Below are 13,429 nucleotides of genomic sequence, written 5' to 3'. Positions count from 1 at the left end.
GCTTCGTTTCAGCGTGCGATGCGCGGCAGGATGCCGGCGAGCGTCGTCAGCGCCGCGTCGATATGTTCGGCCGCGATGCTGCCATAGCCGAACATCAGCCCCGGCTGCGGTGTCACACGATAGTGAAATGGCGCGAGTCCATAGAGACCGATCGACGCTTCACGCGCGGCGGCGACGAGCGCCTCTTCGCCGAGCGACGCCAACGAGCCCTTCAGCCGCGCCGCCAGATGGATGCCGGCGGTCGGCACGATCGGCTCGAACCAGCGCGCAAGGCCGCCTTGCAGATGGTCGAGCAGCATCGCGCGGCGCGCCGCGTACGCCTTGTGCATGCGCCGCAGATGGCGCGCGAAGTCGCCATTGAGCATGAACGACGCGAGCGCCATTTGCGTCAGCGTGCAGCCGTGACAATCCGCGATCTGCCGCGCCTTCAGCAACGGGCCGTGCAACGACGCCGGTGGCACCAGATAGCCGATGCGCAGCTCGGGAAAGATCGTCTTCGAAAACGTGCCGACGTAGGCGACGAGACCGGCGCGATCGAGGCTCTTCAGCGGCTCCATCGGCCGGCCTTCGAAACGGTACTCGCAGTCGTAGTCGTCCTCGATGATGACCGCGCCGCGCTTTTGCGCCCATTCGAGCAGTTCGACGCGACGCTCGAGGCTCATCGGCATACCGAGTGGAAACTGATGCGAAGGCGTCACGTAGACGAGCCGTGCCTTGTCCGGCAGCTTGCCGACGATCAGGCCTTCGCGATCGACAGGGACCGGCACCACGCGCGCGCCCGTCACCGTGAAGCATGCTTGCGCGGGTGGATAGCCCGGGTCTTCGATGGCCGCGATTTCGCCGGGCCGCAGCGTGATGCGCGCGATCAGATCGAGCGCATGCTGCGCGCCCTGCGTGACGATCACGTCTTCCCAGTTGCTCGACACCGCGCGGTTGAATGCCAGGTAGCGCGAGATCGCGAGCCGCAGCTGCTGCTCACCGGCGGCGTCGCGATAGGTGCCGGGGCTGCGCGCCTGGTTGCGCAGCGCTTGATTCACGCAGCGGCGCCAGACGTCGAACGGAAATAGCGTCTTGTCGGTTGCGCCGCCGATGAAGTCGAGCGGCGACAGCACCGATGGCCGCGGCAACGGCAGGCTGTCGGGCATCTGCTCCCATAGCGGCTGCGCGCGCGCGGCGGCCTTCGCTTGCGCGGCCGCCCGCTCGCGCGAACGAGCCGCCGCGCGAGCCTGCGCGGAGCGCTCGGCGGGCAGCCGTTCGAGCCCGTCGGCGACGAAGGTGCCCGAACCGGCGCGGGCGCTCAGATAGCCTTCGGACAGCAGCCGCTCGAATACGTCGAGCGTGGTTTTGCGCGACACGCCCAGCTGCGTCGCGAGGTCGCGCGTGGACGGCAGACGCGTGCCACCGGCAAGGCGTCCTTCGAGGATGCCCGCACGCAACTGCCGATAAATCTGTCCGGACAGATCGTGATGGCCTTCAACCGCGATGTGAATGTCCATTCGGGTGGTTACCTCAAATAACGGCTAAATGGTTGTTTCGAACGACCAGTGGCGATCGTAAGCTTACCTCTATGGACGCCCATTTGGGCCTCTCCGACACTCACGAGGACCCTTTGATGCAAGCACGTCTCGACTTTTACGAGGCCTGCCCGAGCGGCACCCGCGCGATGCTCGCGCTGGAGGAAACGATCGCCGGCAGCACGATCGACAAAATGCTCGCGGAGCTCGTGCGGATTCGCGCATCGCAGCTGAACGGCTGCGCGTTCTGCCTCGACATGCACGTGACCGACGCGCGCCAGCACGGCGAAACCGAGCGGCGTCTCGCGACGGTCGCCACGTGGCGCGAAACGCCGCTTTTCACCGCGCGCGAACGCGCTGCGCTCGAATGGACGGAGGCGGTGACACTGGTGGCGCAAACGCGCGTGCCGGATACGGTGTGGGAAGCGGTGAAGCCGCATTTCAGCGAGCAGGAAATCAGCGACCTGACGCTGCTGATCGTTGCGATCAACGGCTGGAACCGGATTGCGGTGTCGTTCAGGAAGACGCCGGAGTAAGCGGCGCGCCTTCGCGGGGCGTCAGAAGATCACGGAAATCGCCACCGCGAGCCAGATCGCGCTCACGCCCGAGAGAAACAGATGCCGCGCGATGCGGATGCGTGAGTCGCTATTCTCCGGCTCGACGGGACTCGTGGCCATCCACGGCACGAGGCCGAGGCACGCAAAACCGGCCAGCGCCAGCACGAAGACCACGACATGCGCCTTGCGCCAGACGGTCGGCTCGAACAACCCCCAGTAGCCGAGAAACAGGATGCCGATCGAGAACACGGTCGCGGAAGCGGCGCTGAGCGCGGGCACCGATCCAGTTGGAGTCGGCATGCTTGACCTCCGATCGTCAAGGTTGCGGCGACGCTCGCCCGCGTCGTGCCATCCGCCCGAGCCGCGTTCGCGCCGGCCGCGGCGAGCCGTCAGGAAGTGCGGGTCTGGCGTGCTTCGTACGTCTTCAGATGACTATAGGCGATGCGCAGCAGCGACAAGCCGTGCTCGCCCTTTTGCGCGTCGCCGCCGCGCACGATCAGGTCGCCGAGAATATGATCCGCCTCGGTGTGCGAGCGGTTTTCGACGTCCCGCAGCATCGACGCGGTCAGCTGCGACGGTGTCAGCAGCACCTGGGTGGCGCGCGCGTCGAAATCCGCGGCCATTGTGAAGCCGTTGTGCTCGGCCACCGCGCGGCATTCGCCAAGCAGATTCTCGATTGCGCGCTTGCCGTCAGGCGCAGCCAGAATATCGCCGACCGAACCACGCATCAAGCACGTACTCCCCGCCAATGTGGCCAGGAACACCCATTTCTCCCACATGCGCAGCAGGATGTTGTCGCTGACCGCGACGTCGAAGCTCGCGCCGGTCATCGCATCGGCGACAGTCTGGGTCCGCTCCGAGGTACCGCCCACCAGTTCGCCGAACGTGATCGCGTGCATATCGTTCAGATGCACGATGTGCTGCTGCGCATTGAGCGTCGCGGCGATCACGCACTGGCCGCCGAGCACGCGCTCCTTGCCGAAACGCGCGGTCAGCACGTCGATATGGCGCATGCCGTTGAGCAACGGCAGGATCAGCGTGTCTTCGCCGACGAATGGCGTGAACGAATCGATCGCGTCGTCGAGACTGTAGGCTTTGCAGCTCAGCAGCACGAGGTCGAACGGCTCGGCGGCGACACCGGCCAGGATCGTCTTCACGTCGCGCAACTGGAGGTTGCCGCGCGGGCTGTCGATGACGAGGCCGTCGCGCCGCAGGTTTTCCGCGCGACCGGCGCGCACGAGGAAGGTCACGTCCTGCCCCGCCGCCGCCAGTCGTCCGCCGAAATATCCGCCTACCGCGCCCGCTCCTACTACCAGAATTCGCATCTTGAGCCTCTTGAAAGATTTCGATTTGCCGATCATGCGCGTCACTGGCCGCGCATCCCGATGGTGCCGCGTGTGGGGTTCTTGTGCAGGAATGTAGCAAAGATTGGGGATCGGTTCCGGGAAGGCGTCACTGCGGCGCGGGCCGCCTATGAAAGCTCCCTCACGAGATGGCACCGGCGATGGCGGCCTGGGGCGCGATGAATAAGCTCGACGGAAAGAACATCAGCCAGGTGCGGGGGTTTTCGAAGTTCCGCGCATCCTGGCTGCAATTGCGGTATGGCGTGCCTTACTGCCGGGAGGCCACGGCTTCCCCCTGCTCCCACCCGCCACCCAGCGACCGATACAGCGCGATCGCCGCAAGCGCATGCTCGCGCCGGGCCTGATTCAGCGACTCCGAGTCGCGCAGATACGCTTGCTGCGCGTCGAGCACATCGAGGAAGCTCGATGCACCGCCCTTGTACAACTCGGTCGACAGACGCAGCGCCTGATTCGACGCATCGAGCGCACCGCCCAGGCGCTGCACCTGCACCGCGCCGCTGACGAGATCGCTGCGGTTGTCCTCGACTTCCTTCAGCGCCTGCAGCATGGTCCGCTGCAAGCCGAGCTGCGATTCGCGCATGCGGCTCTCGCTCGCGTCGATGTTCGCGGTGATGCGCCCAGCGTTGAAGATCGGGCTCGTCGCGTTCAACGCGGCGCTGAACAGGTTGTCGGTCAGCGTCGGCAAGCCAAGGTACGACGATGCGAGCAGCCCATTCGTCAGATTGATCTTGAACTTCGGATAGCGCTCCGCCTTCGATACCCCCACTTCCGCCGCGCGCTGCTCGACGAGCGCATAAGCGGTGCGCACATCCGGCCGATGCAGCAACGCGTCGGACGGCAACACCTCGGGCGCGCTTTGCGCAGGCACCGGAATCTCGCGCGCGTCGGAAAGCAGCAGCGTATCGACGCTTTCCGGCGTGCGCCCCGAATAGACGGCGATCAGACTCAGTTGATGCTGCACCGTCGATTGCATGCGCGGAATCTGCGCCTGCAGATCCTCCAGCTGATTCTGCGCGCGGGCGACGTCGAGCTGCGTCGACAGTCCGTAATGCAGACGCGCCTGCGTGAGCTTCAGCGCACGGCTGCGAATCTGCTCGTTGTCGTCGAGGATCTGCAATTGCGCTTGCGCCCAGCGCAGATCGATATACGCAGCCGCCGTGTTCGCGGCGAGCGCGAGCCGCAACTGGCTCAGCGCCCCAACGCTGCCCGACACTTGCGCCTGCGACGCGAGCACCGCGAGACGTTCGCCGCCGAACACGTCCGGCGTCCAGCTCGCGGCCAGCCCGACGCCGGCCTGTCGCACATAGCCGAGCGGCGGCGGCGTGTTCTGCCGCTCGGTCGACGCGCCAGCGTTCGCATCCAGCTCCGGTAGCAACGCCGCGCGATTCTGCGTCACCAGGTCCTGCGCCTGCTTCACGCGCTCGGCCGCGGCCTGCACGTCGAGATTGCCGGTCAACACCGATTCGATCAGCTGATGCATGACCGGGTCGCCGAATTGCGCCCACCATGCATCGGTGTTCACGCTATCTTGGGGTGCGTCGACGCTCCAGGCGGGCGGCGCCAGCGTCTGCACCGCATGCGGCAAATCCGCGTGCGTGGCCGGTTGCACCGCGCAGGCCGAGAGCGTCAAAAATGCCGCGCTCGCCACTAACTTCATCACCATCCGTTTCATGTTGGACTCCTAGTGGGCATCGGGCGGGGGCGCGGTGTTGCCGAACGGGCGCGAGAACAGCACGCTCAGCAAAGCGACCACGAAGCACAGCGAAACCGCCAGAAAGGCATCGGAGAATGCGAGCACCAGCGCTTCGCGCGTCAATGCCGCATGCAATTCGGCCAGCCCCGCAGTCGCGGCGTTCAACGCGTCGCCGCCGACTGCCGACAGATACTCGGCCTGCTTCTGCAAGATCGATTCGACGACCGGACGGCCCGCGTTCAGATGCTCGTCGAGCCGTTCGTAGTGGAGGTTCAGACGGTCGTTCAACATCGTGCTGCTGACCGCGATGCCGATCGCCCCGCCGAGATTACGCATCAGATTGAACAGCCCGCTCGCGGAGCGCAGCCGCGACGGCGGCAACGCGCCGAGCGCCATCGTCACGATCGGCGGAATACAGAACTGCTGGCCAATCCCGCGCAGCGCTTGCGGAATCAGCAACTGCTGCCAGCCCCATTGGTTCGTCAACGGCACGTACAGATAGCAGCCGAGGCCGAACAGCGCGAGTCCGATCACCATCAGCAGGCGCATATCGACGAAGCGCGCGAGCGTCGAGTACGCGGCGAGCGCGAGCAACTGAAAACAGCCGACGGATAGCAGTGCGAGCCCAATCTGCAACGAATCGAAGCCGCGCACTCGCGCGAGAAACACCGGCGTCAGAAACACGGTGCAGAAGATCCCGATCCCGGTGATGAACGACAGCAGACTGCCGATACCGAAGTTGCGCAGCGCAAGCGCGCGCAGATCGACGATCGGCTCTTTCGCGGTGAACGCATGCACGAGGAACAGAAACCCGCAGATTGCCGCGACCCACGCGCACAGCACGATCACGTCGTCGCCGAACCAGTTCTTGCGCGGCCCTTCTTCGAGCACGTATTCGAGGCAGCCGAGAAAACCCGACATCAGCAAGATGCCGAAGTAGTCGCCTTTTTTCAGCAGCGACAGATCGGCCCTGTCGATATGCACGTACTTCGGCACCAGCAGCGTGACGGCGATACCCGGTACGAGGTTCAGATAGAACAGCCAGTGCCACGACCATTGCGACGTGATCCAGCCGCCGATCACCGGGCCGATCGTCGGTGCAAGCGACGCGAGCGCGCCGATCGTCGTCGATGCGATCAAACGCTGCTTGCCGGGAAACAGCACGAACGCGCTCGTGAACACGGTCGGGATCATCGCGGCGCCGAGCGCGCCTTGCAGACCGCGAAACAGGATCATCGAGTTGATGTCCCATGCGAGCCCGCACAGCATGCTGGTCACCGTGAAACCGAGTGCCGAGAACGTGAAGAGCCACCGTGTGGAGAACACGCGCGTGAGCCACCCCGACATCGGAATCACGATGATCTCCGCAATCAGATACGAGGTCTGCACCCACGACAGTTCATCCTGACTCGCGGACAGCCCGCCACCGATATCGCGCAGCGACGACGCGACGATCTGGATATCGAGCGTCGCCATGAAAAAGCCCACACACATCAGCGTGAATGCGAAGACCTTGGTGCGGGTCGGCTGGTCGGCGGGGTTGTCGAGAACGTCGGTCATGATCGCTTCATCCTTGCGTGGCCGGATGGCCCGCATCGACGTGCACTTTCACCGTCGCGGAGAGGCCGGGACGCAACACGCCTTGCATGTCCTTCGGCACGTCGAGACGCACGCGCACCGGCACGCGCTGCACGATCTTCGTGAAGTTGCCGGTCGCGTTTTCCGCGGGCAATACGCTGAAGGTCGCGCCGGTCGCGGGCGCAAGGCTTTCGACCACGCCGTGCAGCGCCGTGCTCGACGCGTCGAGTTGGACCTCGACGCTGTCGCCCGCCCGCATCTTGCGCAGCTGGTCTTCCTTGAAGTTCGCATCGACCCACAGGCCGCTCGCGGGCACGACGGTCAGCAGCGATACGCCGGTGTTCGCAAGCAGACCGACGCGCGCGGTGCGATTGCCGACGTAGCCGTCGATCGGCGAGCGGATCGTCGTGTACTCCACGTTCAACGCGGCGACGCGCATCGCGGCCTGCGCGGTCGCGATGCGCGCCTTCGCGTCGCCGATCTGCGCATCGAGCACCGCGATCTGGCGTTGCGCCGCGAGCAGCGCGGCGTTGCTGCGGTCGACCGCGGCGCGTGCTTTGGTCAGATCCGCATCCGCTTTCTCGACGACCTGGTTCGATACGGCGTCGTCCTTCACGAGCTCGCGATAGCGCGTCTCGTCGGCCGCGCTGCGCGTCAGCTCGGCACCCGACGCGCGGACCTCGGCAGCCTGCTCATTGATCGCCGCGAGTTGCAGCGACTTCTTCGCTTCGAGCTCGGTGACGGCGGCCTGCGCGCTCTCCACTTCCGCGTTGGCCTGAGCAAGACGCGCGTCGTAGTCGCGGGCATCGAGACGCACGAGAACCTGGTTGGCATGCACGAACTCGTTGTCGTGCACCAGCACATCGGTGACGAAGCCGTTGACCTTCGGCGCCATCACCGTGACGTCGCCGCCGACGTAGGCATCGTCGGTTGTCTCGAGGAGGCGGCCGACGAAGAACCAGTACGACGTGGCCAGCGCCAGCGCGACGACAACGGAGATTATCGCGAGCAGCATCCACGGGATACGCCGGGCCGCTCTGGCGGGTTGCACCGCGCTCGGGGGCGCGACGGTCGAAGGAGTTGTGGACATGATGTCGATATGTGCGTATGCACTCTTCAGATTGAAAAAAACGGCGCAATGCGCCGGCCTCCGCTACCTCTAGCGTTTATGTCAAAGCGGATCTCTGGTGATCGCGAATAGCTCGGTGCGCAGCGCGGCCGCGCGCTCCTCGCCGAAGCGGTGTTCGAACTCGGCCTGCGCGGCATACCAGTGCGCGCGGCCCGCGTCCAGCCGCTCTTCGCCCGCGGCGGTCAGCGAAATCAGCAACGTGCGCGCATCCGCGCCCATCGCCTCGCTCGACACGAGCCCGTCGCGTCGCAGCGGCTGGATCGTGCGGACCAGCGTGGTGCGCTGCATCCGCATGGCTTCGGCGACCTGCTTCATCGTCATCGGACCGGTGCGCTTCAGACGCCCCAGCAGCGAAAACTGCGTGATGGTCAGCCCGACATTCGACAGATGCCGGTCGTAGATCTGCGATATGTGACGCGCAGCCTGGCGAATCGCAAAGCAGTCGTCGTCTAAGAGCGCTTCCATTCGCTGCACTTCCTTTGCACGTTAGTGCATATGCACATTAAGGAACGTTATAAAACCCGCCGAAGCGGGTTCATTACACCGATCTAGCCGGTAATGCTGAACAACTCCGCGCGCAGCGTCTTCGCGCGGGCGCGACCAAACTTCTTTTCGAATTCTTCCTGCGCGGCGCGCCACGCGACCGAGGCTTGATCGAACGTGGTCTCGCCTTTTTCCGTCAGGCTGAACAGCAGGGTGCGGTTGTCGTGGTCCGCCGCGTCGGCCAGCACGAGGCCGTCGCGCTGCAACGGCTTCATCGCGCGGACCAGCGTGGTGCGCTCCATGACCATCGCGTCCGCGAGTTCCGCGATGGGCAGGTTCGGGGTGCGCGCAAGCTTCGCGAGGATCGTGAACTGCGCAGCCGTGAGCCCGACGTTGCCGAGATGGCGCTCGTAGATTTGCGTGACGTGCCGCGCCGCCTGGCGCAGCGCGAAGCAGTTGCATTCGTCGTAGGAGAGAGGACGGTTCATGAAGCGAAGTCTATGTGTGCATATGCACGGTGTCAAGTTTTTCTGCGGGTGGCTGCGCAAGTGCCTCATCGGTTGCGCTACGCGGTGCCTTCCGTTTGCGGCTTGCCAGCCAGGTTTGTTGGCTGTTGACGGTGCCGTCGTGCAGCATCACCGATACCGCGCTCGCTTTCGGCTTCGGGCATCTCGGCCGCTTCTCCGCGTACATCGCGCGCTTTAACGAATTGCCCCGTGATACGCAGAAGCTCCGCCAGGGGTGTCCATAACGGGCAGGTTCGCTACGTTCGGCCTGCTTCCCCCACCCGCGCCCTACAGCTGCGACGTCTAACCGTGCCAGGCGTTCAACGCAGGTCCGCACGCAAATCCCGCACACCCTTGCCGAGCCGTTGACGCAACAGCGTCCGCAGCGTGGCGCCGTCGACATATCCGACCTCGGCCGCGATCGCGTCGATGCCGAGGCCGCTGCCATGCAGCAGAGACTGCGCGTGCTCGACACGCAGGTCCTGAAAGTAAGCCAACGGCGATTTGCCGAGCACGTCCTGGCAACGACGCTGCAGCGTACGCGCGCTCGTTGCCAGCGCGGCCGCCGCGTGCTGCAGCGAGAAGCCCTCCTTCAGATGATCGCGCGCCCATCGCTCGAAACGCTGAATCAGCGGATCGGCCTGAGCGAGGTGGTTGGGGATGATGTACGGCGCCTGCGACGAGCGCAGGTCGGCGAGCAGGTAGCGCGACACGAGCGCGGCCAGTTCGGGGCTCGCGCGGCGGATCAGCCACAGCGCGAGATCGAGATGTCCCATCGCCGCGCCCGCCGTCACCCCGACGTCCGTCGTTACCAGCATGCGCGACTCGTCGAGCAAGACCGCCGGATAGCGCTGCCGGAACAATGGACTCAGCCACCAGGTCGTGGTCGCCTCGCGATGATCGAGGAGCCCGGTTTCCGCGACGAGGAAGGTGCCGATGCACGACGCGGCGAGCAACGTGCCCTGCGCGTGCCACACCAGCATTTGCGCCCGGGCGTCGCGCACGTCCGGCCGTTCGAGCGCCGGCACCAGTTGCTCCGGTGTGCCGGTACCGAGCGCGGGAATGATCACCCAGTCCGGCTTCAGGTCGGCGGTGATGGTTTGCACGGGGATGGCGAACCCCTGCCCTGAGCGGACCTTCTTGCGCACGCCGACGATCGACAGCTCGAAGTGCGGCCGCCCGCCCATTTTCGCGGCGGCAAAGCGGTTGGCGAGCGAGAACGCGTCGAGCATGACGGTGAGGCCGGTGTCGAACAGCCCCTCCAACGCGAGGATGGCGATGCGCATGGCGTAAATGACCCTAAAGTTGTCATTTGCGACGATACAGCTTTATCCGGGGGAGGGCTACAGTGAACCCAGTTGCACATCGCAACGAACGTCGACCAAGGAGCCATTGATGAAAGTTTTCGCTATCGCATCCGCGCAACCGACCCTCACCCCCGACAAGCTCCAGCAGCACATGCCCCACGAGGTGCCGTCCACTCTGCAGCTTTATCTCGACGGCAAGGTCGAGCAGTTCTGGTTCCGCGACAAGGCCGGGCCGATCTTTCTGATGAACGTCGAATCGGTCGACGAGGCCAAGGCGATCCTTAACGCGTTGCCGCTCGTGGCCGACGGCTTGATGAAATACGAGTATCTGCCGGTGGGACCGCTCGCGCCGCTGGGCCGGCTGATCCAGAAGGGATGATGTTGCTGGCGGGATGAACCGTGCCGCCGGCGTGGCCGGCGGCACGGTTGAAAAGCATCACTGCCCGACCTTCTCCGATTCGACGACGAGGTCCAGCACATACGCGACCGACGGCCCATCGGCCGGCGGGTTCTTGATCGTAAAACGCTTCACTCGCACCACGTTACGGATACCCGGCGTGTGCGTATAGCCTTCGATATTCTGAGTCAACGGTTGCCACGGCCCGGGCGTGCCGGCGGCGAGACCCTGCTCGTCGAAGAAGCGTTCTCGCACGAGCAGACATTGCGCATTCGGCATCAACGGATGGTTGCACGGCACCGACTGCGGCGCCACTTCGAAGAACGCAATTTGCCCGGGGCCGCCGTAACGCGTCTCGGCCGTGGGCACGCCTGTGAAGCTCAGCGTATCGCCGTTGTCGGTGACGAGTTGCAGGCTCGGACCGTTGTCGCGCGCGAGCAGGTTCACGTTGACGCTGCCGCGCACACGCTGCGAGATCGCATCGTCGAGTGCGGCAAGCGCCGCGTCGTTGCAGGCCATCATCGTGCTGACCATCGGGCCGATCTGCAGATGGCCCTTCCTCACCGTGTAACCCGCACCCATGTTGTTGCAGCTATTGACGACCGTGATCCGGTACGCACTGAAGTCCAGTTGCACCGGTTTGTCCGGGCGGGCGAACAATGCATCGATGCGGTTGCCATTGCTGTCGATCGCGTTGTTCAGTTGCCAGTGGTAGCGGGTCAGCAGATCGGTCCCGGTCGGCGCTGCCGGGTTCGCGGCGGCCGTGGTCGCCGCGGGAGCCGGAGCCGTCACTTCGGGTGTCTGGGCGCAGGCGGCGAGCACGAGCGGCAGCAAGAGCATGCGGTATTTCACGTCGGCACCTCGGTAGTTCAATGGTTGTTCCGGGCGTTCGCTCGCGTCCCGTGGAAGGGACGCGAGAATCAGGTCGGATGCGCGAAAGCCGGAAGAGCCATTGAAGGGCACCACCCAGCCGCATTGTGCCGGGTTTGCACACCTGCTTCTTTCAGGCCGCGAGCATCGACTCGACGACCGACAGGATAACGCAGGTGGATGGCGGAAATATGCTGTTCGATGTTTGCCGAAATCCTTCGTTAGTTGGCCGAACTGCGGATGGTCAAGCACGCTACACGTTGGAAATGTCACGGCTCAGCGCAGGCATGGCGTGAAGGCGCTTGAACCGGGGGCGCAGCAGCAGATAGAAAGCGGCAAAGTGGGTGATCGCTAGCGTCGGAACATAAATCACCGGGATCGCGTACATGGCCCCCAGTTCTCCCGCGTGCGCAGGCAGATCGATCGCTACGGCGTGGTAGTAATCGAGGATCAGATCGACTGCGCCGACAACATTGAAAGCCACGACGAACGACCAGAACAGCGGACGGATCCGGGCCGTCAGCAACGCCAGTATCGCCAGCACGCCCGTGGCGAAATCCCCATAAGCGGCGAACGCGGCGAAGCTCGCGGACAGTTGCGGACCGACCACGCCAGGCAGCAGGAACGCGAGCCCGAAGAAGCGGAAGCTGTGCAAGGTGGCGATCGCGCGTTGCGCGTCGAATGGGGACATCGACTTGAGCTTCGGCCAGACGTAGGCGCTGAAGCACAACAACCAGGCGACATAGCCCAGAACGAGATGCAACTGGAAAAGAAGCCGCGGCGACATGGTGCCTCCTGACAAATATTGGCGGGTGCGCAGCCGCAAACGACACGGATCGGCGGGCTTGCCGACCATGCGCACGGGCGATCCGGTGGCCCGGTCGCCGCATGGTTTCGCGCTGCTGATGCGCAGGTGTTAGGTGTACCATCGTCTCGCGCGTGCGACTATTCCTCACAATGTTGACAGGCTATGAAGCAGAACTTCACAGTCAGGCAGGGTGCGCTCGACGGCGTCGAGGTCTTCCTCAGCGTGGCCGAGCATCGCAGTTTTCGCGGCGCCGCCGCGCAACTCGGCGTGACGCCGTCGGCCGTCAGTCAGGCGGTGCGGGTGCTCGAAACGCGCATCGGCGCGACGCTCTTCATCCGCACCACGCGCAGCGTCGGCCTGACCGAAGCCGGCGAGCGCTTTCTGGCTCGCGCCAAGCCCGCTTTCGAGGAACTCGTCGCCGCCAGCGAGGTGGCGCGCGGACTCGGCGAGCGGCCGTCCGGCCTGTTGCGCCTTTCGGTGCCGCGCGCGGTCGTGCCGATCCTGCTGGAGCCGCTGATCGCGTCGTTCTGCGAGGCCAATCCCGAGGTCGAGGTGGAGGTCGCGGCCAGCAAGGAGTTGATCGATCTCGCGGCGGAGGGTTTCGATGCCGGCATCCGGCTAGGTCAGTTCGTTGCCGCCGACATGGTCGCGGTGCCGTTGACGGCGCCATTCCGTTTCGTCGTGGTGGGGAGTCCTGGTTATTTCGCGGCGCGCGGCCGCCCCGAGCACATCGATGATCTGCGCACGCATGCCTGCATTCGCTGGCGGCGCTCGAGCGGCGCGCTCGCATTGTGGTCGTTCAACGACAACGGCCAGCCGATCGAGATCGCCGTCTCCGGTCCTTTCATCGCCAGCGATTTTCTGGGCATGCTGGGCGCGGCGAACGCGGGCATCGGCCTTGCCCAGCTACCCGAGCCGATGGCCGCCGAGGGGTTGCGAACCGGCAAGCTCGTGCGCGTTCTGGATGCGTATGCGCCGATGATCCCGGGCGTGTTTCTCTACTATCCGAGCCGCCGGCAGATCATGCCGAAGCTGCGCGCGTTCATCGATCATGTGAAGAGCCGCGCGGCGCGCCCGTTGGCTGGCGATAGTTGATGAAGTTGATGATGTCGTTGAGGGAGGTCAAAGGTCGCCTATAAGCAACGTCGCGGCCTGTTGCGGTGAAGATTACATACGATGTAATTGCTCGGAATGGTCACAGCTCGAAAACTCCAGTATCCGGT

The 13,429-nt window shown here is 64.8% G+C and carries 14 protein-coding genes and 1 pseudogene; 4 read left to right on the top strand and 11 right to left on the bottom strand.

Translation table 11 applies throughout. From position 1 onward, the window contains the following. Positions 1-8: 8 nt before the first annotated feature. Positions 9-1,496 carry a MocR-like pyridoxine biosynthesis transcription factor PdxR gene (pdxR, locus tag L0U84_RS22310; protein WP_233852706.1) on the bottom strand — a complete coding sequence of 496 codons (1,488 nt, stop codon included), beginning with the start codon at positions 1,494-1,496 and terminating at the stop codon, positions 9-11. A gap of 116 nt (positions 1,497-1,612) precedes the next feature. Between pdxR and L0U84_RS22305 the strand changes: the two genes are divergently transcribed. Next, complete coding sequence (locus tag L0U84_RS22305; protein ID WP_233852704.1) at positions 1,613-2,050, top strand: carboxymuconolactone decarboxylase family protein; 438 nt, start codon at positions 1,613-1,615, stop codon at positions 2,048-2,050. Positions 2,051-2,071: 21 nt separating this feature from the next. Here the strand turns inward: L0U84_RS22305 and L0U84_RS22300 are convergent, their stop codons facing one another. The 7 genes from L0U84_RS22300 to L0U84_RS22270 form a co-directional block, all read right to left on the bottom strand. Further along, the gene (locus L0U84_RS22300) at positions 2,072-2,371 is read right to left on the bottom strand and encodes a hypothetical protein (RefSeq protein WP_233852702.1); all 300 of its coding nucleotides are present in this window, start codon (positions 2,369-2,371) and stop codon (positions 2,072-2,074) included. 89 nt (positions 2,372-2,460) lie between these two features. Beyond that, complete coding sequence (gene panE, locus L0U84_RS22295; RefSeq protein ID WP_233852701.1) at positions 2,461-3,396, bottom strand: 2-dehydropantoate 2-reductase; 936 nt, start codon at positions 3,394-3,396, stop codon at positions 2,461-2,463. A 286-nt stretch (positions 3,397-3,682) separates the two neighbouring features. After that, entirely contained in the window at positions 3,683-5,107 is a 1,425-nt protein-coding gene (locus tag L0U84_RS22290) for an efflux transporter outer membrane subunit (RefSeq protein WP_233852700.1), read from the bottom strand. A gap of 9 nt (positions 5,108-5,116) precedes the next feature. Beyond that, entirely contained in the window at positions 5,117-6,688 is a 1,572-nt protein-coding gene (locus L0U84_RS22285; RefSeq protein WP_233852699.1) for a DHA2 family efflux MFS transporter permease subunit, read from the bottom strand. 7 nt (positions 6,689-6,695) lie between these two features. Next, a complete protein-coding gene (locus tag L0U84_RS22280; RefSeq protein WP_233852698.1) occupies positions 6,696-7,796 on the bottom strand; it encodes an HlyD family secretion protein in 1,101 nt (366 codons plus the stop codon). Between the two features lie 81 nt (positions 7,797-7,877). Beyond that, positions 7,878-8,300, bottom strand: coding sequence for a MarR family winged helix-turn-helix transcriptional regulator (locus tag L0U84_RS22275; protein WP_233852697.1), 423 nt, complete (start codon positions 8,298-8,300; stop codon positions 7,878-7,880). Between the two features lie 83 nt (positions 8,301-8,383). Next, positions 8,384-8,806, bottom strand: coding sequence for a MarR family winged helix-turn-helix transcriptional regulator (locus tag L0U84_RS22270; protein WP_233852696.1), 423 nt, complete (start codon positions 8,804-8,806; stop codon positions 8,384-8,386). A 122-nt stretch (positions 8,807-8,928) separates the two neighbouring features. Between L0U84_RS22270 and L0U84_RS22265 the strand changes: the two are divergent. Next, a pseudogene (locus tag L0U84_RS22265) lies at positions 8,929-9,069 on the top strand (AraC family transcriptional regulator); the annotation flags it as partial. 75 nt (positions 9,070-9,144) lie between these two features. On the opposite strand, the gene L0U84_RS22260 reads toward L0U84_RS22265, so the two are convergent. Continuing rightward, positions 9,145-10,110, bottom strand: a complete 966-nt coding sequence (locus tag L0U84_RS22260) for a GlxA family transcriptional regulator (RefSeq protein WP_233852694.1) — start codon at positions 10,108-10,110, stop codon at positions 9,145-9,147. Positions 10,111-10,219: 109 nt separating this feature from the next. Here L0U84_RS22260 and L0U84_RS22255 point away from each other — a divergent pair, with 109 nt between their 5' ends. Further along, positions 10,220-10,510: a hypothetical protein gene (locus tag L0U84_RS22255; protein WP_129957181.1), complete on the top strand. Its 291-nt coding sequence runs from the start codon at positions 10,220-10,222 to the stop codon at positions 10,508-10,510. A 57-nt stretch (positions 10,511-10,567) separates the two neighbouring features. On the opposite strand, the gene L0U84_RS22250 is transcribed toward L0U84_RS22255, so the two are convergent. Together L0U84_RS22250 and L0U84_RS22245 are read right to left on the bottom strand one after the other, a co-directional pair. After that, entirely contained in the window at positions 10,568-11,401 is an 834-nt protein-coding gene (locus L0U84_RS22250; protein ID WP_233852693.1) for a DUF4377 domain-containing protein, read from the bottom strand. A gap of 250 nt (positions 11,402-11,651) precedes the next feature. Further along, positions 11,652-12,185: a hypothetical protein gene (locus tag L0U84_RS22245; protein ID WP_233856685.1), complete on the bottom strand. Its 534-nt coding sequence runs from the start codon at positions 12,183-12,185 to the stop codon at positions 11,652-11,654. Between the two features lie 183 nt (positions 12,186-12,368). On the opposite strand from L0U84_RS22245, the gene L0U84_RS22240 reads away from it, so the two are divergent. Further along, complete coding sequence (locus tag L0U84_RS22240) at positions 12,369-13,301, top strand: LysR family transcriptional regulator (protein WP_233852691.1); 933 nt, start codon at positions 12,369-12,371, stop codon at positions 13,299-13,301. Positions 13,302-13,429 lie beyond the last annotated feature (128 nt).

It is taken from the genome of Paraburkholderia sp. HD33-4 (assembly GCF_021390635.1).
Classification (GTDB): domain Bacteria; phylum Pseudomonadota; class Gammaproteobacteria; order Burkholderiales; family Burkholderiaceae; genus Paraburkholderia.
Note: the sequence above shows the minus strand (reverse complement) of the source record. Positions and strands in the feature narration are given on the sequence as shown.